This is a genomic window from Agrobacterium sp. DKPNP3 (genome assembly GCF_052686535.1).
In genome coordinates, this window is the sequence record NZ_JBQYSN010000004.1 from 1 (window position 1) to 18,591 (window position 18,591).

Annotated in this window: 22 protein-coding genes and 2 pseudogenes; 11 read left to right on the forward strand and 13 right to left on the reverse strand. The window is 59.1% G+C overall.

Annotated features, from left to right (window positions below):
• The first annotated feature begins 482 nt into the window (after positions 1-482).
• The gene (locus ACUTJJ_RS01915) at positions 483-1,115 is read left to right on the forward strand and encodes a tetratricopeptide repeat protein (protein ID WP_445541103.1); all 633 of its coding nucleotides are present in this window, start codon (positions 483-485) and stop codon (positions 1,113-1,115) included.
• Positions 1,116-1,246: 131 nt separating this feature from the next.
• On the opposite strand, the gene ACUTJJ_RS01920 is transcribed toward ACUTJJ_RS01915, so the two are convergent.
• A complete protein-coding gene (locus ACUTJJ_RS01920; protein WP_445541104.1) occupies positions 1,247-1,555 on the reverse strand; it encodes a hypothetical protein in 309 nt (102 codons plus the stop codon).
• A gap of 35 nt (positions 1,556-1,590) precedes the next feature.
• Positions 1,591-2,457: pseudogene (locus ACUTJJ_RS01925) on the reverse strand (hypothetical protein).
• A gap of 272 nt (positions 2,458-2,729) precedes the next feature.
• Between ACUTJJ_RS01925 and ligD (ACUTJJ_RS01930) the strand changes: the two are divergent.
• A pseudogene (gene ligD / locus ACUTJJ_RS01930) lies at positions 2,730-5,374 on the forward strand (DNA ligase D).
• Positions 5,375-5,385: 11 nt separating this feature from the next.
• On the opposite strand, the gene ACUTJJ_RS01935 reads toward ligD (ACUTJJ_RS01930), so the two are convergent.
• The 6 genes from ACUTJJ_RS01935 to ku (ACUTJJ_RS01960) form a co-directional block, all read right to left on the reverse strand.
• Positions 5,386-5,661, reverse strand: a complete 276-nt coding sequence (locus ACUTJJ_RS01935) for a hypothetical protein (RefSeq protein WP_445541105.1) — start codon at positions 5,659-5,661, stop codon at positions 5,386-5,388.
• A 10-nt stretch (positions 5,662-5,671) separates the two neighbouring features.
• On the reverse strand, positions 5,672-5,971 hold the full coding sequence (locus tag ACUTJJ_RS01940; RefSeq protein WP_445541106.1) for a DUF982 domain-containing protein: 300 nt from the start codon (positions 5,969-5,971) through the stop codon (positions 5,672-5,674).
• A gap of 73 nt (positions 5,972-6,044) precedes the next feature.
• On the reverse strand, positions 6,045-6,521 hold the full coding sequence (locus ACUTJJ_RS01945; RefSeq protein ID WP_445541107.1) for an Hsp20 family protein: 477 nt from the start codon (positions 6,519-6,521) through the stop codon (positions 6,045-6,047).
• Positions 6,522-6,694: 173 nt separating this feature from the next.
• Positions 6,695-7,726 (reverse strand): non-homologous end-joining DNA ligase, encoded by a 1,032-nt coding sequence (gene ligD, locus ACUTJJ_RS01950; protein WP_445541108.1) that lies wholly within the window; start codon positions 7,724-7,726, stop codon positions 6,695-6,697.
• Positions 7,723-8,535: a non-homologous end joining protein Ku gene (gene ku, locus ACUTJJ_RS01955; RefSeq protein WP_445541109.1), complete on the reverse strand. Its 813-nt coding sequence runs from the start codon at positions 8,533-8,535 to the stop codon at positions 7,723-7,725. Before ku (ACUTJJ_RS01955) ends, ligD (ACUTJJ_RS01950) begins: the two co-directional genes overlap by 4 nt.
• A 12-nt stretch (positions 8,536-8,547) precedes the next feature.
• Positions 8,548-9,447 carry a non-homologous end joining protein Ku gene (gene ku / locus ACUTJJ_RS01960; RefSeq protein WP_445541110.1) on the reverse strand — a complete coding sequence of 300 codons (900 nt, stop codon included), beginning with the start codon at positions 9,445-9,447 and terminating at the stop codon, positions 8,548-8,550.
• Positions 9,448-9,646: 199 nt separating this feature from the next.
• On the opposite strand from ku (ACUTJJ_RS01960), the gene ACUTJJ_RS01965 reads away from it, so the two are divergent.
• The 7 genes from ACUTJJ_RS01965 to ACUTJJ_RS01995 all read left to right on the forward strand — a co-directional run bounded on the left by ACUTJJ_RS01965 (position 9,647) and on the right by ACUTJJ_RS01995 (position 13,456).
• A complete protein-coding gene (locus tag ACUTJJ_RS01965) occupies positions 9,647-9,823 on the forward strand; it encodes a hypothetical protein (RefSeq protein ID WP_445541111.1) in 177 nt (58 codons plus the stop codon).
• A gap of 11 nt (positions 9,824-9,834) precedes the next feature.
• Positions 9,835-10,611: an exodeoxyribonuclease III gene (xth, locus tag ACUTJJ_RS01970; protein WP_445541112.1), complete on the forward strand. Its 777-nt coding sequence runs from the start codon at positions 9,835-9,837 to the stop codon at positions 10,609-10,611.
• A gap of 81 nt (positions 10,612-10,692) precedes the next feature.
• Complete coding sequence (locus ACUTJJ_RS01975; protein ID WP_445541113.1) at positions 10,693-10,929, forward strand: hypothetical protein; 237 nt, start codon at positions 10,693-10,695, stop codon at positions 10,927-10,929.
• A 15-nt stretch (positions 10,930-10,944) separates the two neighbouring features.
• The gene (locus tag ACUTJJ_RS01980; protein WP_445541114.1) at positions 10,945-11,199 is read left to right on the forward strand and encodes a hypothetical protein; all 255 of its coding nucleotides are present in this window, start codon (positions 10,945-10,947) and stop codon (positions 11,197-11,199) included.
• Positions 11,196-11,462: a hypothetical protein gene (locus ACUTJJ_RS01985; RefSeq protein ID WP_445541115.1), complete on the forward strand. Its 267-nt coding sequence runs from the start codon at positions 11,196-11,198 to the stop codon at positions 11,460-11,462. The genes ACUTJJ_RS01980 and ACUTJJ_RS01985 overlap by 4 nt, the downstream gene beginning before the upstream one ends.
• Positions 11,463-11,628: 166 nt before the next feature.
• Complete coding sequence (locus tag ACUTJJ_RS01990) at positions 11,629-12,369, forward strand: DUF6088 family protein (protein WP_445541116.1); 741 nt, start codon at positions 11,629-11,631, stop codon at positions 12,367-12,369.
• Positions 12,350-13,456 carry a nucleotidyl transferase AbiEii/AbiGii toxin family protein gene (locus tag ACUTJJ_RS01995; RefSeq protein ID WP_445541181.1) on the forward strand — a complete coding sequence of 369 codons (1,107 nt, stop codon included), beginning with the start codon at positions 12,350-12,352 and terminating at the stop codon, positions 13,454-13,456. Before ACUTJJ_RS01990 ends, ACUTJJ_RS01995 begins: the two co-directional genes overlap by 20 nt.
• 207 nt (positions 13,457-13,663) lie before the next feature.
• Here ACUTJJ_RS01995 and ACUTJJ_RS02000 read toward each other — a convergent pair whose 3' ends face one another.
• The 4 genes from ACUTJJ_RS02000 to ACUTJJ_RS02015 are packed head-to-tail and all read right to left on the reverse strand — an operon-like array spanning position 13,664 to position 16,056.
• Entirely contained in the window at positions 13,664-14,050 is a 387-nt protein-coding gene (locus ACUTJJ_RS02000; RefSeq protein ID WP_445541182.1) for a VOC family protein, read from the reverse strand.
• Positions 14,051-14,072: 22 nt separating this feature from the next.
• A complete protein-coding gene (locus tag ACUTJJ_RS02005; RefSeq protein WP_445541117.1) occupies positions 14,073-14,846 on the reverse strand; it encodes an SDR family NAD(P)-dependent oxidoreductase in 774 nt (257 codons plus the stop codon).
• Positions 14,840-15,589 carry an SDR family oxidoreductase gene (locus tag ACUTJJ_RS02010; protein WP_445541118.1) on the reverse strand — a complete coding sequence of 250 codons (750 nt, stop codon included), beginning with the start codon at positions 15,587-15,589 and terminating at the stop codon, positions 14,840-14,842. The genes ACUTJJ_RS02005 and ACUTJJ_RS02010 overlap by 7 nt, the downstream gene beginning before the upstream one ends.
• Entirely contained in the window at positions 15,586-16,056 is a 471-nt protein-coding gene (locus tag ACUTJJ_RS02015; RefSeq protein ID WP_445541119.1) for a nuclear transport factor 2 family protein, read from the reverse strand. The genes ACUTJJ_RS02010 and ACUTJJ_RS02015 overlap by 4 nt, the downstream gene beginning before the upstream one ends.
• A gap of 161 nt (positions 16,057-16,217) precedes the next feature.
• Between ACUTJJ_RS02015 and ACUTJJ_RS02020 the strand changes: the two genes are divergently transcribed.
• The gene (locus ACUTJJ_RS02020) at positions 16,218-16,811 is read left to right on the forward strand and encodes a TetR/AcrR family transcriptional regulator (RefSeq protein WP_445541120.1); all 594 of its coding nucleotides are present in this window, start codon (positions 16,218-16,220) and stop codon (positions 16,809-16,811) included.
• Between the two features lie 14 nt (positions 16,812-16,825).
• On the opposite strand, the gene ACUTJJ_RS02025 is transcribed toward ACUTJJ_RS02020, so the two are convergent.
• Positions 16,826-17,707, reverse strand: coding sequence for an AraC family transcriptional regulator N-terminal domain-containing protein (locus ACUTJJ_RS02025; RefSeq protein WP_445541121.1), 882 nt, complete (start codon positions 17,705-17,707; stop codon positions 16,826-16,828).
• Between the two features lie 138 nt (positions 17,708-17,845).
• Here ACUTJJ_RS02025 and ACUTJJ_RS02030 point away from each other — a divergent pair, with 138 nt between their 5' ends.
• Positions 17,846-18,589 (forward strand): SDR family NAD(P)-dependent oxidoreductase, encoded by a 744-nt coding sequence (locus ACUTJJ_RS02030; protein ID WP_445541122.1) that lies wholly within the window; start codon positions 17,846-17,848, stop codon positions 18,587-18,589.
• The last annotated feature ends 2 nt before the right edge of the window (positions 18,590-18,591 follow it).

Here is an 18,591-nt window from a genome sequence, read left to right on the forward strand (position 1 = left end):
GATTCATAACTAATCTGCGCTTAGCGTTGTCGAGTCGGGCCGGACACAGAAATCAAAACCAGCGAATATCGATGGCAATCCACAGAGATCCAATGCCCAAGATCTAATCTACGGCATTGTTCATGCTTCGTTCGGCCTTAGCGTACGATTTCGGACTGCTCTTGTTCTGACCCCAAAGAGTCGAGAGATTCAAAATGGCAATTTCGCCAAAACTTACACACCGGAAAAAATGCCGAGACGAATCAAGACTCTAACTATTTTGACTTTCGCAATTGTTTTTACGGTGTGATGATCGGCCCGGTACCCCTTTGAATTAACGTCGGATCATAATGCTCTTTCGATCCTTTGCCGCATTTGCCATCGCCGCAGTTTGCCTCGTGACCGTCGCAAGCGGTCTTCGTTCGCAGCCAATGCCGCCAGTTGCGACCGTGTCCACGCCGGAGCTTCGGCGGCTCTGCCGTGCGGGAAGTGCAGAAGCGTCCGTGCTGCCTGAAGCCGACGCAAATTCGATCCTTCAAGATTATGAGCAGTCACGGGCGGCCTGCGACCGGCTGGTGGAGGCCTCAGGCCTTCAGGGCGACGCGCTGGTTGACGCGCTTCTCGACCGCGCGGACTTTGAAGCGCCAGGGCAAGACGACAAATACGAACGGGCCTTGGCCGACTATGCCCGCGCAATCGAGCTGTCCCCCGGCTCCGCTGATGCTTACTGGCGCCGTGGAAAGGCAAACCTTCTCTATGCGCGTAATCTCCCGGCTGCCTTAAAGGATCTCGATGAGGCCATTCGCATCGCCCCCTCCCACGCGGAGTTCCTTGTCACCCGTGCCTCGATCCTGAGCTGGCTTGGGGAGCCGGCACGGGCCCTGGCCGACCTCAATCAAGCGCTTGGGCACGATCCTCATTCTGTACATGCGTTGACCAACCGCGGCCTTGCTCACTTCAACAATGGCGACACCGCTAAGGCTCTTGTTGACTTCGACGCCGCCATAAAACTTTCTCCGAATGATTCAGGACTCTATGGCTTTCGCGCCGCAGCCCGGCGGGCGTCCGGCGACGACACGGGGGCGAAGGCGGATGATGCGAAGATGACCGAGCTGATGTTTAAACAAGCTCAGTAAGGACAAGTCCGGCCGGCTCTTGCCGCCCGCCTTTATTATCACCTGTGACATCGAAAAAATCACGTAACTGCCAGATCAATGACGATGACGGTCGCGCGGACGGTGCGCTGCCCGGAGTCTCCCCGTCCTTCTCACCCCTTCGAAACCCTCATCGCTCCGACATCGCCGAAAATGCGTTGAACGGCCGCGATTTGATCAGCAGTGATGTCGACCGAGACCTCAATGTCGCCGTCGAGTGCGCCGTCATGGCGGGTCCCATCGGCGTGCGAGGCGTCTCCACCGGATGCGCGCGAACCGGATGTGTTTTCACTCGTGGCCGACTGTACGAAGATGTCGGGCCGCGACACGCCCTGCTGTTGAACGAGATGTTCGACCGCCAGGTCGGCCGCCTCACGCGTTGAGAAACTCGCGCGGATGGTAACGGTGCTGTCGTCTGCCATTATAATCTCCTTTCGCTTCAGTGAACGTGACACTCTCAAGGTGCGCCGTTGTTGCGAAGTTTTCTGTCTTCTCCCCGGCGAGCGGCCCGCCGGACTGGTCGAAGCTCTTCTATGGTCGGGTGCCACCACTCGGCGCCTTCCGCGTGTGCTACCTTCGCAGGCCATGTGCGTACGAGTTTGTCCAACCTCGGCTTGCGCCACAGCCCCCAGACGTGATCTTCCGTGACGCCCGGATAGAATTCTGCCATCGCCTCTGGATCGACAAGTTCCCCGGTGATCTCAGTGAAGATTACCAGGCCATATTGAATGCCGACGACACGGTCCAAAGGAGGAAGGTCGTCGCTTGCCAGAGGGTATCGCCGCCTTTTCCGCTCAGCCGAGCGTCGTTTCGACTTCGCCTCCTCTTCCTAGCCTTTCCGGGCTTCAGCTCGACGCCGCCGTTCCTCAGGCTCATTCCTTCTCGCCGCCTCCTCGATTGCCGGCCAGTGGCTGCGAAGCTCTTCATATGAACGGTAGGGGACGTGCCAGGTCTTCTGGCCACCATCCCACCGCGAATAGGGGATTTCGCGCAGTTCGTCGACGACCGTGCGCGAATAGGGCGTCCTGATCAGGAAGCCCGCTTTTCCGAGTGCAAGATAGCAGCTCTCGATCGGGTCGAACTCGAATGCATCCCTGCCCTTTGCGTCGGCGAACGCATCAGCCTCTGCTTCGAGTTCGGCAAGCCAGCGCCCAACACGTCGTGCGGCAGTCTTGCCTGGCACGAACCATGCCTTCCGGGTGTCGCTCCACCGCGCCCTGGGGAAACGCGTCCGAAATTGCTCGACAGTCATGCGGTCGAACGGAAAGGACACCGTCTCTCCTGGCGTAGCTTCGACATTCTCCGTTGATTGCTTGTCGCTCATGCTGAGGAAACGGCTATGTTGACCGACAGTTTCAACCCTCCGCGAAAAGCTGAGCCGCTTACGGTGTTGGTTGGAACTAAATCACGCCTGGACGCTTTTCACTGTCGAGGTTCCAGGCCGTGTCAACCGGACGTGGCAGGGATGACGAACGCGATGGTTTTTCCGGTTTCTCATCGCGGCCAACGAAACGGCAGTCGAGCGTCCAACCTGTCCGGCCGGGCCTCATCCCGCCCTCATCGGAGGCGGGAGGCGGATTTGTACCGGGGACTGCCATGGCCAGCGACAAGCTCTCGACCTACAAGCAGAAGCGCGATTTTCAAAAGACGCAGGAGCCGAGCGGCGCAGCGAAGCTGAAGGCGTCGAACCGCAGGCGCTTCGTTATTCAGAAACATGACGCAACGCGGCTGCATTACGACTTGCGGCTCGAACTCGATGGCGTCTTCAAGTCCTGGGCTGTCACCAAGGGACCGTCTCTTGATCCGCACGACAAGCGCTTGGCAGTCGAGGTCGAAGACCATCCGTTGGACTACGGCGACTTCGAGGGGACTATTCCGAAAGGCCAGTATGGCGGCGGGACTGTCATGCTCTGGGATCGGGGCTATTGGGAGCCGGAAGGCAACAAGACGCCGGAGCAGGCCCTCGCCAAAGGGGATTTCAAGTTCACACTAGAGGGAGAGCGGCTGCATGGCAGCTTTGTGCTGGTGCGGATGCGCAATAACCGCGACGGCGGCAAGCGGACGAATTGGCTGCTGATCAAGCATCATGACGACTTCTCAGTCGAGGAGGATGGTGGTGCGGTGCTTGAGGACAACGCGACGTCCGTCGCCTCCGGCCGAACCTTGGAGGCGATCGCCGCCGGCAAGGGCAGGAAGCCAAAACCGTTCATGGTGCAGAGCGGCGACGTTCAGGCGGATGCCGTTTGGGACAGCAATCATGGACTGGCGGCAGACGAACGTGCCGCGGACACAAAGGCAAAGCGGAAGCCGGCGCCGAAAAAGCCGGCAAAGTCCGCGATGCCGGAGTTCATACCGCCGCAGCTTTGCGAAACGCTGGAACGCCCGCCTTCGGCCGATGGCTGGATCCACGAGATCAAGTTCGACGGCTATCGCATTCAGGCGCGCGTCGAAAACGGCGAGGTGACGCTGAAGACCCGCAAAGGGCTGGACTGGACGGGAAAATATCCGGCGATTGCGACATCGGCCGCAAGCTTGCCTGATGCCATCATCGACGGGGAGATCTGCGCCCTCGACGAAAACGGCGCGCCGGACTTCAGGCGGCGCTGTCGGAAGGCAAGACCGACCAACTGGTCTATTTCGCCTTCGACTTGCTGTTCGAGGACGGTGAAGACCTGCGGCAACTGCCGCTCACCGAGCGGAAGGAACGCCTGCAGACACTGCTTGATGATGTCGGTGAGGATCCACGCTTGCGGTTCGTCGAACATTTCGAAACCGGAGGCGATGCGGTCCTCAAATCGGCATGCAAGCTCTCACTAGAAGGCATTGTCTCGAAACAGGCAGACGCGCTCTATCAATCGGGCCGCACCGAGACTTGGGCGAAGTCCAAATGCCGTGCTGGCCATGAAGTCGTGATCGGCGCCTATGCCAAGACCAACGGCAAGTTTCGCTCACTTTTGGTCGGCGTCTTCAGGGGTGGTCACTTCGTTTATGTCGGCCGGGTTGGAACCGGCTACGGCGCCGAAACGGTCGATACGATCTTGCCGAGGCTCAAGGAACTGGAAACATCAGAGTCGCCCTTTACCGGGATCGGCGCCCCAAAGAAGGATCCCAACGTGGTCTGGGTCAAACCCGAACTGGTCGCCGAGATCCAGTTCGCCGGCTGGACTGCGGATGGTCTCGTCCGCCAGGCGGCGTTCAAGGGATTGCGCGAGGACAAGCCTGCACACGAAGTCGAGGCAGAAAAGCCGGCATCGCCGGCAAAGACCGACACCCCGACGCCGGCCAAGTCAAAGCCATCAAGGCCGGCACGCGGCAAAAACGCCAAGGCCGAGGTGATGGGCGTGATGATCTCCAGCCCGGACAAGCCCCTCTGGCCCGATGCCAATGACGGAGAGCCGGTGACCAAGGAAGATTTGGCCCGCTATTACGAGACCGTCGGACCGTGGCTGATCGACCACATCAGGGGGAGGCCATGCTCGATCATCCGGACGCCTGACGGCATTGGCGGTGAGCAATTCTTCCAGCGGCACGCAATGCCGGGAACGTCGAACCTGCTGGAACTGGTCAACGTGTTCGGAGACAAGAAACCTTATCTGCAGATCGATCGCGTCGAGGGCCTTGCCGCCATTGCCCAGATCGGCGGCGTCGAACTGCATCCCTGGAATTGCGAACCGCACCAGCCGGAAGTGCCGGGCCGGCTCGTGTTCGACCTTGATCCGGGTCCGGACGTCCCCTTCTCCACGGTCGTCGAAGCCGCAAGGGAAATGCGCGACCGGCTAGAGGAACTCGGCCTCGTCAGCTTCTGCAAGACCACCGGCGGCAAGGGCCTGCATGTCGTCACGCCGCTCGCGGTAGCGAAGGGCAAGAAGCTCTCTTGGCCCGAGGCGAAGGGTTTTGCACACGATGTCTCTCAACAGATGGCACGCGAGAACCCGGACCTCTACCTTATCAAGATGGCCAAGAACCAACGCATTGGCCGCATCTTCCTCGACTACCTGCGCAATGACCGGATGGCGACGGCGGTTGCACCCTTGTCACCACGCGCAAGGCCCGGCGCCACCGTGTCGATGCCTCTCACGTGGAGCCAGGTGAAGGCCGATCTCGACCCGAAACGCTTCACCATCCGCACCGTGCCAGCGCTCCTCCAGAAGACCAGCGCCTGGCAGGATTATTGCGATGGCCAGCGTTCGTTGGAGCAGGCCATCAAACGATTGGCGAAGTCGATGAAACAGGCTGCCTAAGATCGCTGTCGTCAGAAGCCATAGCGCCGGTCAAGCGCTCGAAGGGCAGCCTGAAGCTCATCGATGGAAACCGGCTTCGGCGTTCCAGGAATACGGCGGAACGCCGGCGTGGAATCCAACGCATAGTAATCTGAAGCCCATGCCGCCAGTATGGTCCGTTTGTCGTCCACAGTGAGACCAGTCGCTTTCACCACGTCAAGCGGCCGCTCAATCTGCATGCCCTGTAGCAGGATCGTCGGACCCACCGCCGCGGCATTGCTCGCGGCCTGCTGCAAAATCTGGTGCATGTCCGCCTCCCTAGCGAACGTGCGGATCTTTGTCGTGCCGGCGACTGGAAGCGGCGATGACATCGGTCTCCGGTGCCAGTAGATCGTGCTTCTCAGCGAAAGCTGCGAACAGGCCGCGTGCGGTCTCCGCTTCGATCTCGCCGCGCAGGGCTGCGCCACAGGCCTTCAGCGCCACCGAAAAAGCCGTGTCGCGCATTGATGCTGGCCATTCGACGAGATGCCGGTAGGCGTCCATAACCGTGCGGACCTTAGCGGGAAAGCCAAGACCGATCAGGATGATTACAGGTTCTCTGAACATATCGGGTTTCATTGTCTCTCTCCTTCCCAACCCGGAATGTGCGATAGGGCGCCGCGGCTAGCGGCGCCCTTCTCCAAAGTTTCAGTCAAGCGGCCTTTTGCGCCTCGATCTGCACCGGGGCGGTCGACTGCACGAGGGCCGGATCCGTATGGATGTCGATCTTGCGCGGCTTCAACGCCTCCGGGATCTCACGAACGAGATCGATCGACAAAAGACCGTTGTTTAAGTCGGCGCCATTTACCCTGACATGGTCGGCAAGCTCGAACCGGTGTTCAAATGGACGTCCGGCAATGCCGCGATGCAGGTAGCCTTCGGATGCCGTCTCCTGCTTTTTGCCGGTGACTGTCGGCAGATTGGACTGGAAGGTGATGTCGAGATCATCTCGGGCGAAACCTGCGACCGCGACCGAAATCCGGTAGCTGTCATCGGCGGTCTTGACGATGTCATAGGGCGGCCAATCACTAATCGAGCGGGCACGCTGGGCATTTTCGAGGAGATTGAAGACCCGGTCGAAGCCGACGCTCGAGCGGAAGAGAGGTGGGTAGTCGTAAGATGTTGCCATAGCCATATCCTCCTTGAAGCAACATGGGTACAGAAGCGCCGAAACTCGGTGCTTCCAGCAAGGCCAGCCCTTTATCAGCGGCTGGCGGCAATCGATTTGCTTTTTGAGGATTTAGGGTTCAAGAGCACCAGCCGAAAAAATTTAAGGCCTCGCCGACGCGCTGAATTTCCTGCTCAGTCGAGTTCATAAACAGCGGCATTGTCCTGGATCTCACGCAGTCCTTTGTAAGATGCGTGCCGCAGATTGCCGTCGTCGGTCCAGCCACGGAACTCGATCTTGGCAATCAGCGTCGGCTGCGCGAAGACATAGTTCTTGCCCTTGAGCGGCACGACCGGTGTTCTGGTCTTCAGCGTATCCAGGGTCTTCTTCAGGTACGCCGCGTCCTTTTCCTTGAACCCGGTTCCTACCGCGCCAACATAAACCCAGTCCTGTCCACGTCTCGCAGCCAGCAGCAGACTGCCAATCCCGCCGCGCGCGACCGCGGACTGCTCGTAGCCGACGATCATGAAGCTCTCACTCTGCACACACTTGATCTTCAGCCAGTCGCCCGTCCGGCCGGATCGGTATGGACGATCCCGGTGTTTGGCGATGATTCCCTCCAGCCCGAGAGAACAGGCGGTTTCGAGGAGTTCGCCGCCGTCACCCTCCACCTCCTCGGAAAGCTGGATCGCTCCAACCGCACCATCCAACAGATCTGTCAAAAGATGTCGGCGGGCTGACAGCTCGGTCTTCGTCAGATCGTGCCCGTCGAAGTATAACAGGTCGAAGGCGAAGAGCACGGCTTCGCTCGAAGCTCGTTTGCCGCCGCGTCCGCCAAGCGAGCGTTGCAGCGCTCCGAAGTCGGACCTGCCCTGCGCACCGAGCACAACAGCTTCGCCATCCAGAATGGCAGTCCCGACTCCGAGCTCTTTGGCAGCTGCCGCGATCGCAGGAAACCGGTGTGTCCAGTCATGGCCGCCGCGGGTAATAATTCGCACGCCTTTCGGCTCGATGTGCACGGCCAGCCGATAGCCATCCCACTTGATCTCAAAAGTCCAATCGGGACCGCTCGGTGGAGCTGGCTTGAGCAAGGCCAGGCATGGCTCAACCCGATCGGGCATCGCATCGAATGGAAGGTTCGGCTGCGCCGGATCGCGCTTGCGGCGCGGCTGCGATTTTGCAGAAAGCCCGTCGTCCTGTAGGAGCGGTTTCGCGCGTCGCTTCATTTGCTCGACCGGGTCTCAGCGGCGACCGACTTTTTCAGAGCGTCCATGATGTTGATGACGTTGCTCGGCGTCGACTTTGCCGGCGCGGACAGTTTCGCCCTGGCCGGCTTTTTCAGCGCCTTCTTCTTGGCGGCAATGATGTCGAGAAGCCGGTCCTGCACCGGGTCAATGACCATCTTCGGGTCCCAGTGCTGCGTCTGCTTCTTGATCAGTTGCTGTACCAGGGGCATCATCTCGCTGTCCGCCGTCTCGTCGTCGTCGATGCCCGCAAAATAGGAGTCTTCATCTCGGACTTCATCCCCGTAGCGCAAAGTCCAAAGGACAATACCCTTGCCGCGTGGCTCCAGCATGACCGCGCGTTCCCGGCGCGAGATCACCAGCCGCGAGATGCCAACCATGTCCTGCGCTTCCATCGCATCGCGAATGACGGAGAACGCCTCCTGTCCGACCGGATCGTTGGGCGATAGGTAATACGGCGTGTCGAGCCAAATCCATTCCACGCTGTCGCGCGGGGTGAATGTGTAGATGTCGATCGTCTTGGTGCTGTCGAGCGCAACGTTCTCCAGCTCCTCGTCCTCCAGCATAATGTATTCGTCCTCGCCACGCTGGTAGCCTTTGACCTCATCTTCGTCTTTGACCTCTTTGCCGGTGACGCTGTCGACATAGTGGCTGACGACACGGTTCTGGGTCTCGCGATTGAGGGTGTGGAAACGAACCTTCTCGCTTTCGGAGGTCGCCGGCATCATCTGCACCGGGCACGTGACGAGCGATAGCTTGAGGTAGCCTTTCCAATAGGGACGGACAGCCATGTTCTCCTCCGATCAACCGGCGCGGCGGGTCTGCGACGCCGCGGACTTGGTTTTGGCAGCGGCAGGTTTGGCGGCCTTCTGGCGCGCCGTGCCCTTGTTGGCATTGGCCGCACTCCGTTTCGGCTCCGCCTTTTTTCCACCAATGCCGGCACTTTCTCTGAGTGCCTGCAGAAGATCGCTGGGTTTCGACGCCGCCGGCGCCTTTTTCTTCGGAAGCGCCCTACCCTCGATCTTCGCCTTCACCAGCTCGGCGACGGCAGCTTCGTAGCGATCATCGAATGCACTGGCATCAAAGCTTCCTTTCTTGGTGCCAATGATGTGCTCGGCCAAATCCAGCATTTCGCCTTCGATCTTCAGATCGGGTAGTTCCTCGAACGCCTCCTGAGAGGAGCGCACCTCGTAATCGAAGTTCAGCGTTGTGGCGATCAGCCCTTCGCCATGCGGACGAATGAGGACGGTTCGAACGCGGCGAAAGAGAACGGTCCGGGCAATCGCGGCCACCTTGGCTTTCTTCATGCCGTCGCGCAAAAGCAGAAAAGCATCCGTGCCCATCTTGTCCGGCGCCAGGTAGTATGGCTTGTCGAAATAGACGTCGTCGATCTCGTGGCAGGGGATGAAGGCATCGATCTTGAGCGTTTTGTCGCTGTCAGGCACGGCGGCCGCGACCTCCTCGGGCTCAAGGATGATGTATTGGCCGTTTTCGACCTCGTATCCTTTGACCTGCTCGTCACGTTCGACCGGATCGCCGGTCTCGCTGTCAACGAACTCGCGCTTGACCCGGTTTCCGGTCTTGCGGTTCAGCGTGTTGAAAGCGATCCGTTCCGAAGATGACGCTGCGGTGTACAGCGCCACCGGACAAGCGACCTCTCCGTATTTGATGAAGCCTTTCCAATTCGCTCTCGGGGCAACCATGACGCAGAACTCCTGACACAACCAATGCGATTCAAGCGAATCAGCATGTAATTGTTCCGAGTCGAAACGAATCAATTTTCAAGGACTTAGCGCGATAATGCCCACTCGTTTTGCGAGTCTGCGCTAGTCTCTTGATCCCCGTGCATCTTTTCCTGGTCACACGCGTTTCTTCATGGAGCGAACCTGAAGGAGCACTGCTATGAGCAAACGCGAACTTATCGATACGGGAACTGACAAGCGTTATGTCCGCCGTGACAAGGAGGGGAAATTCAAGGAGAATGTCGACGTCTCCCGCTCGCTGTCGGCCGATGCTCGCCACGACGCGAAGCATGATGCGAAACCGGGTCAGGGCGACAAGGGTGATCGCAAGCACTGACGGAAACGCCGGTGAAGCTCGCTACCTACAATGTCAATGGGATCAATGGCCGGCTGGAGGTTTTGCTCCGCTGGCTCGCCGAGGCAAAGCCTGATGTCGTCTGCCTGCAGGAATTGAAGGCGCCAAACGACAAATTCCCGCGCCGCGAGATCGAGCGCGCAGGCTACGGTGCGATCTGGCACGGCCAGAAATCCTGGAATGGCGTGGCAATCCTTGCCAGGGATCAGGAGCCGCTCGAGATACGACGCGGACTGCCGGGAGATCCCGACGACAGCCACAGCCGCTATATCGAGGCTGCTATTGATGGCATCGTCATTGGCTGTCTGTATCTTCCGAACGGCAACCCAGCACCTGGGCCGAAATTCGACTACAAACTCCGCTGGTTTGAGCGACTGCATTCCTACGCCGCGGAGCTCTTCGAACTCGATGTTCCTGTGGCTCTGGTCGGCGATTTCAATGTGATGCCAACCGATCTCGACGTCTATAAACCGGAGCGCTGGCGGGATGACGCCCTGTTTCGGCCTGAGGTGCGCGCAGCTTATGCCGAACTCATTGCCATGGGCTGGACGGACGCCATCCGGCTGTTGCATCCGGAGGAGCGGATCTACACGTTCTGGAAGTATTTCCGCAACGCCTTCGCACGCGATGCCGGGCTGCGCATCGACCACTTCCTGCTGAGCCCATCGCTACGGGAAAGACTGCAGACCTGCAGCGTCGACAAGTTCGCGCGGGCCTGGGAGCACACCAGCGATCACGCGCCGGTCTGGATTGAACTGGATGATGATTAGCATATCTCGAGGACATGTTGGTGCGGTCGTTTCCAGGCCCACCACTGGCGATGTCCGATAGAGAAACAAAGGAGTGTCGGTATGCAAGATTTCGACGCCGTGGAGTTCGCGGACCGTCTGGCGGCGATGACGGACGAGGAGGTGTTTGGGCTGATGAAGACGCTTGAAGAAGCAAGCGAGGGTGTTCGTCCTGAAGATCGTGATGACAGCGATGTATTCGCTCAGATCGCTTTGGTGGAGACGGCGATCGAGGAACGGTTTCCGGGCCAGCTTATGGCGCCATACAAGGATTGGCAGCAGCGCCGTGTCGGTGGCTGATCAGGAGGATTTTTCATGAGTGATAGATCTGAAAATCAGGAACGACTGTTTCAGCAGTTGGATGATGCCGTCGCTGAGATCATCGATCGTTTCGCAAATGAGGGACACGGAACAGCGCGTGTCGTAGAGACGCTTCAGGACGTTCTGGCAAAGCGACAGCTCGCCTATGATCACGACCCTGATCCCGCGGATGAACCGATAGAAGAACCGGCCAACGAGTGGCCCGCAGCCGATAACCCGTCAAACGAAACCGGGGGGCGGAGACCATGAACAATACGGCAGACCATCCCGCCGCCGTCGCGGCAATAGGCAATCTGACCCGGACGCAAGAAGAAGCGCTTCGAGCAATTGCTTTCTTCCGGCGACAGCGGAAGGTGGGCAGGGGCTGGCTGGTGGGTGACAAGCGGCTGTCGGAGAGGCTTGTCGAGCGACTGGAAAAGATGGAACTGGTCGAGGAGAGCTTCATCCGCGGCGAACCGGTGCTGCAGTTGACCATTGTCGGACAGGCGATCAAGGCGCAGCTGCTTCAGTAATCTGTCTGCGCCGGCTTTGCATCCGTTGGAAAGACATCCACCTCACAATATAAAAGCCTAGCCGGCTGACTGACCAATGTTTTGATATAAAAATTGGTCAGTAGTGCGCGAGTTGCCATTATTGACCAATTTTTGTATATAATTTTTGGACACAATGAGGGCACCCATGCCGGATCCCACATCTGACACTTTGGAACGCATTCACCAAAGAATCGCTGACGCGGCGCCTTCCGGGGTTTGGTCGCGCTCCGACTTCTTGGATATCGCAACACCGAACGCCGTCGAAAAGGCGCTGCAGAGGCTGACCAATCGCGGCGACATCCGCCGCCCTCATCGTGGTCTTTACGACAAGCCAGCTGTCAGCCAACTGACAGGGAAGATGGTGTTTCCGCCACGGGCCTCATTCATCGATGCAATCGCGCGACGTGACAAGCTTCGTGTTTGCGTCGATGGCATGACGGCTGCCAATGATCTTGGCCTGACAACCGCCGTCCCCGCCAGGTCAATAATCTATGCGGACACATATCCCCGAACCATCGAGATCGAGGCCAATGCCGGGGATGCGGACGCCACGAAGCCCGTGATCTACATCTTGGACTTCAAGCGTATCTCGGCAAAGACCGCTTTTTGGGCGGGCCGGCCGGCAATGCGAGTGATCCAAGCTCTCCATTGGTTTCGTGACGAGCGATCCAATCTGGAAACTGTTGTCGATGGTATCGTCCGCTACCTGGCACGAAGCCCATACAGGCAGCCGATCGTCGAAGATCTGCGCGAAAACATTCACGCCATCCCAGCCTGGATGTACCAGGCTGTGGAGACGATAACCGCCGACCCGCCACTCCAGGAAGACGGAAACACTCCGCCGGGCCGCGGGGGATTGGATGAACATGCGCCAGAGTTTCATTGATATCCTTCGCTCAACCGCTGACGAGCAGCGAGCACTGTTTTCCGCCCCTGCGTCCGACCTGGAGACGCGGGCCGAAAATATCGAGAAGGATCTGTACGTCTGCTGGATACTGGACTTCCTGTTCAACCGGCGCGGGGACGATGCTATCGGCCTTTATTTTAAGGGCGGCACCAGCCTCAGCAAGGCATATGGCCTGATAAAGCGTTTTTCTGAAGATATCGATATCGGCATCTATAAGGCAGATCTGAAAGTTCCGCTCGAAGCCGATATCGCAGCCCTCCCCTCCGTCAATCAACAGCAGAAGGCTCTGGCCGAGCAGGTGGACGAGGCAGCACGCCATTACATGTCTGGACCGCTCAAGCGTTTGCTTGGTGAGGAAATCGCTGCGGTCGAGGAAAAGACCCAATCGGGACATTTTTCGCTCGATTTCGGATATGATCTCTACCGAAAGAAGGAGGCGCTCGACGTGCTGGTTCTGGGATACAAAAGCGTCTTCGACACGAGCGGCGGTTATGTCGAAGCGGCAGTGCGCATCGAAGGCGGGGCACGCCCGGATCCGGTTCCGGCCGAGACGCGAGAGATCATTCCATACGTTGCCTCGGAAATGCCAAAGGGCACTGACCTGACGGCCCAGAATGTAACGACCGTCAAGCCAGAGCGCACTTTCTGGGAGAAAGCTCTGATCCTTCACGCTATGACCGAGATGACCGAAAAGCGAAGCCTGCAGGATAGTCCTGCGCTGAAAGTTCCCGACCTCAATCGATACTCGCGCCACTATTACGATGTTCATCAAATCTGGACGAATCCCGACTACGGCAAGGCCACTGCGTCGATGCTTGACCTTGCTGAGGCTTGCCGCCGGCATAAAGAGCTAATGTTTCGCGCACCAGACCATCGATATGATCGAGCCGTTCCCGGTAGTTTTCGGCTGGTCCCCACGCCTGAGATGCGCAAAAAACTCGCATCAGACTATGAGAGAATGTCCGCCATGATATTTGGGACGCCGCCCGAATTTGGTTCTGTCATGGCCAGTATTGAAGAGTTGGAGTCCTTTCTCAACTCTATCGCAGACAAACCCTCGTTTTAAAAGCAAATGCGAGAGCCGATCGTGTCGCCTGAACAGATCAGAACCACCGACCGTGTTATTACAAACTCCCTCAGCACGAGATCGGCAGCCTAAGCAAGGGCTTGATTTAACGTCACGATTGCTTTTGAGGCCGTAACAGGTGCAACTCACAATCAAAACCTCCGCCCCACCACTGGGTTCGCCGTGGGTGGGGCGGTCCCCGAACGGTCAATGAGATTGGCAGACTGCTTCGATGTTGTTTCCGTCGGGGTCGAGCACGTATGCCGCATAGTAGTTTGCATGATACCGATCCCGGATCGCCGGAGGTCCGTTGTCGGCACCGCCGTTTGCCAATGCCGCGTTATAGAAGCCATCGACAACTTCCCGGCTTGCAGCAGCGAATGCTATGTGAACCGGCGATCTGTCTCCGGCCTTCTGGTGGATCCACAACCTGGGATAGCCATGCGGGCCAAGCCCGTGACGCGGGCCGCCGTGTACGGTCCGCCCTGGATCGACACTTAAGACGAGATCGAACCCAAGTGGAGCGAGCGCGGCCTTGTAAAAGTGGAGTGAACGCTTTGCGTCCGACACGGGAAATTCGACGTGGTCGATGATGATGTCACTCATTCCAATGCTCCTATGCCTGCGATGCGCCGCCGTCGGCGAACAGCTCGATCCCATTGACGTAGCTTGCTTTGTCGCTTGCGAGAAACGCCGCCACCTCCGCAATTTCTTCCGGTTCTCCAATCCTGCCGATCGGGCTTCTGTCTCGGAGATACGCAAGTCCCGCGTCATGGTTTTCTCCGAAACCGTCCCGCAGGGACTGGGTGTTTGTCGGACCGGGACTGACAATGTTGATGCGGATGCCGCTACCCTTCAGATCGCTAATCCAGCTCCGAACGAGATTTCGGACCGCCGCCTTCGTTGCGCCATAGATGCTCATGGTCGGGCCGGGGTCGATCGAAGCCGTCGAACCGACGATTACGATCGAGGAACCGTTGCCAAGAAGTGGAAGAGCTCCCTGGACCGTGAACACCACGCCCTTTACGTTGATGTCGAACTGCTGGTCGTAGTCCGCTTCCTTGATCTGCCCGAGCGGTGCATGAACGCCCCCGCCGGCATTCGCCACGAGAACGTCGATGCGTCCGAAGCGGGATCTGACTTCGTCGAACAGACTTTGAAGACTGGCGAGGTTCGAAACGTCAGCCGCGAAGGCCGAGACGTCGCCTCCAAGTCTGTCGACAGCCTCTTCAAGGACGTCTCTGCGTCTTCCAGTGATGACGACCTGCATCCCATCGAGCTGCAGCCTTCGCGCGATAGCGAATCCGATACCGCTGCTCCCCCCGGTCACGAGCGCGACCTTGCGTGCCGCGACGCCATCGTCCCGCATATCAAAGGTAGAGTTCACCATGGCTGTACGCCTCCGTCGATACCGAAAAAGCCCGCCGTCGGGCCGGTGCTGTCGATCGTTGCCAGCCTGATAGCGCTGGCGGCTCCCTCGTCGGGCGAAAGTGTTCCTGAGTGGCCGTTGAGGTCGGTCGCGACGTTCCCCGGCTCGACCGCGTTCACCTTGATGCCAAAGGATTCGAGCTCCTTCGCGAAGGCGACTGTCACAGCATTCAAAGCTGTCTTGGATGAGTTGTACGCGAGAAGATTGGCTGTCGAGTAGATCGAGGAGGGATTGGTCACGAGCCCGATCGAACCCAGTCCGCTGCTCATCATCACGACGCGGGCTCCCTCGGCGGCCTTGAGCAGAGGGAGAAAGGCCTGCGTCACGAGAACTGGGCCGAAGACGTTAACGTCATAGGTCTTTCGCAGAGCCTCGAGCGACTGACCGCTGGGCGGATGTCCGGGTTCCAGAATGACACCGGCGTTGTTGACAAGGCCATCGAGATGACCAGACTGGCGCCCGAACGCCACCGCGGCGTCCGCGACACTTGCCGGTTCCGCGACGTCGATCAAGAGGAGGTGCACCGCCAGCCCCTCGTCCCGGAGGGCGGCGACCGCAGCCGCTCCCCTGTCCTTGTCGCGCGAACCCAACCAGACCTCATAGCCGAGCCGGCCGAGACCACGAGCGATCGAGAAGCCGATGCCCTTGTTCGCTCCCGTAACGAGTGCCGTTCGCCGACGGCCAACTGGGGTAACCACCGTCATGCCGCGTTCTCGCCCATCACGTGGTTGCTGATGTCGCCGATAGAATGGGCTGTCAGGGAGCGGTGAACGAATCTCCATTCCCCCTCATGTAGCTCGAAGCGGTCGAGATACTTTCCCGTCACGATCGGCTGCAGCGGAAATCCATCGAGCTGCTGATGGACTGTATAGTAGCTGGACGCCCGAGCCGTATGGCCGGAATGATCGACGTCGACAAGTATGTTTGTGACGGTGTGCCAGGTGCGAGGGGTTCCGTCCGAGTGCCTGCGGATCCCTGCATCGAGGAATGCTCGGATGCCTTCCTTCGATGACACGACTTTGCCGACGATGTCGAACTCCGCGTGCTGGAGCAGTTCCGCGACGGCCGCGAAATTTCCCTCGTCGAGATAGTGGACATAGGAGGCGATGAGCTTGCGGATCGATGACTCCGCTGCGAGCCGAGTAACGAGGGCTTCAGGTCCCTTCGACATGAGATATCCTTTTCCTGTGATGAGAACGGCATTTTATAGCGACCGCTATATAAAGTCCTAACTCGATCAGGCGCGCGATGCAAGAACTTTATAGCGCTCACTATAATCTCGACACGCCAGGACGGGTGGTGTATGTCTTTCAGCCAGACATGGAGACGTCGATGGAACAGAGGACACGAAAGCGCCGGCCGGCATTTGATCGTGAAAATGGCGTTCAGATTGCCCAGAGGCTCTTTCACGAGCGCGGTTACGACGCGGTGGGCGTCGCCGACCTCACGGCAGCTTTAGGCATTGTCCCACCCAGCCTCTATGCCGCGTACGGAAGCAAGGCAGAGCTCTTCGACAGAGCGATGCGACTTTACGCTTCGCAGCACTCACTGCCTGTCGAGGAAATCCTTTCGGCACACTCCGATCCAGCCGCGGCGCTGACGGAGCTTCTTGTTATGGCCGCTCGGCACTATTCTCGTCACGAGACCTGCCGAGGGTGCATGATCACTGAAGGGATGCGCGCGAACGATCCGACCGCCAGGGCCATGGCGACGGCCCTTGCCGCTCCCGCCAGCACGATCATTCGGGAGTACGTCGCCCGGCATAACCCAGACGGCGCGGACCGGATCACCGACTATGTTCTACTAACCCTGCGAGGGCTGTCGTCCTTCGCCTGCCTTGGTCAATCGGCAGAGCGCCTCGTCGCCAGCGCTAGGTTGGCCGGGCGGTCGCTGGAGCAGGAATTCGAAGCTTCTCTCGCCGCCTAGATCGGGGACAGGTGTCAGGCTGCCCGCAGCCGCAGTCTTGCTGCGTCCTTGAGCGGCGGCAGGCCAAACTGCCGGGCATACTCCCGACTGAACTGATTGGGACTTTCATACCCTACGCCGAATGCCACCGATGTCGCCGTGCCTTCCCCGGAGAGCAGCAGGGAACGCGCATGCAGGAGACGAACGTGCTTCTGGTACTGGATAGGACTGAGCGCTGTTACCGCTTTGAAGTGGCGATGGAACGCTGACACGCTAAGTGCGGTCATCTCCGCCAGTTCCTCGACGCGGAGAGGCTTCGCGAAGTTTTCCCGGATCCACCGAATGGCATCGCCGACGCGTGCAAGAGGCGTCTCCGGCATCGCAATGTCGCGAAGCATCCAGCCGAGCGGCCCCCGCAGAACACGGAACAGGATCTCGCGCTCGTAGGCAGGTGCCAGGGCGGCGACCTCGTCAGGACGGTCCATCAAACGAAGCATGCGCACCCAGGCATCGAGCAGCTCAGGAGTTATTGGAGCCACCGAAAATCCCGAGTCGTAGAGGGTTCCGCCGGCAGGCTTTGGCAGGTCAGCGATAAGGTTCGCAACGATTGCCGGATCGAGCGTGAGACTGATCGCGAGGTATGGTCGGCCACGTTCATCCGGATGGACCGAGCCCACGGCCGGCAGGTCGACCGACATTACGAAATAGGTGGCCGGATCATAGTGAAATGTCCGGTCGCCGACCGTCATGGACTTCGATCCCGTCAGGATCAGATTGACCATCGGTTCGTAGACGGCAGCTAACTGATGCTCCGGGATCTCTCCTTGCACCATCGCCACACGGGGTATCCCGGTGTCGGTTCGGCGGTTCTCAGCTCGCGCAGCCAGATGTCGGAGTTCTTCAAGCTGTTGTTCCATGGGAGGGACGATTGCACGCGCAGAACGTTGGAGCAAGTGGAAAGCAGAAATAGGCAATGATCGAAGAGGATCGGGTGAGCGGTGGGTGGCTGCCGCGGTTATCAAATCATCATCCGCATCGGACATTGGAGAGTTGTCATGAAGATCGTTATTGTCACCGGCGGGAGCCGTGGGATCGGCGCCGCCACGGCGCGAATGTGCGCAGCGAAGGGCATGGGCGTCATCCTGACCTACAACAGCAATCCTGAGGCCGCGAACGACGTCGTCGCTTCTGTAAATGAGACCGGCGGCGCTGCGGTCGCCCTAAACTTGGATGTCTCGCAGATCCATTCGTTCGCGGCCTTCCGCAAGGAAGTAGAGAAAGTGCTCCAAGCAACGTTCGGCCGCGGCGACTTTGACTTCCTGGTCAACAATGCCGGATATGGGCTGTTCACGCCGCTCGCGGACGTGACCGAGGATCAGTTCGATGGTCTGTTCAATGTGCACCTCAAGGGACCGTTCTTTCTCACGCAGACCCTTCTGCCTCTGATGGCCGATGGCGGGCATATCGTGAACATGACGAGCGCGACCACCCGCGTCGCTTTCGCCGGAGTGGCTCCATACGCGTCCTTCAAAGGCGGCCTCGCGGTAATGACCCGATACCTGGCCAAGGAACTCGGTGGACGACAGATCCGGTCGAACTCCGTTTCTCCAGGGCCGATCCGAACAGAACTCGGTGGCGGGTTGAACGAGGAATTCGAAGCGAAGCTTGCGGCTATGGCGTCGCTGGGACGCGTCGGCGAGCCAGACGAGGTTGGGAGTGTGGTCGCCTGTCTCCTGGCTGACGAGAACCGCTGGATCAACGCACAGGACATCGAAGTTTCCGGCGGCTACGTGATTTGAAG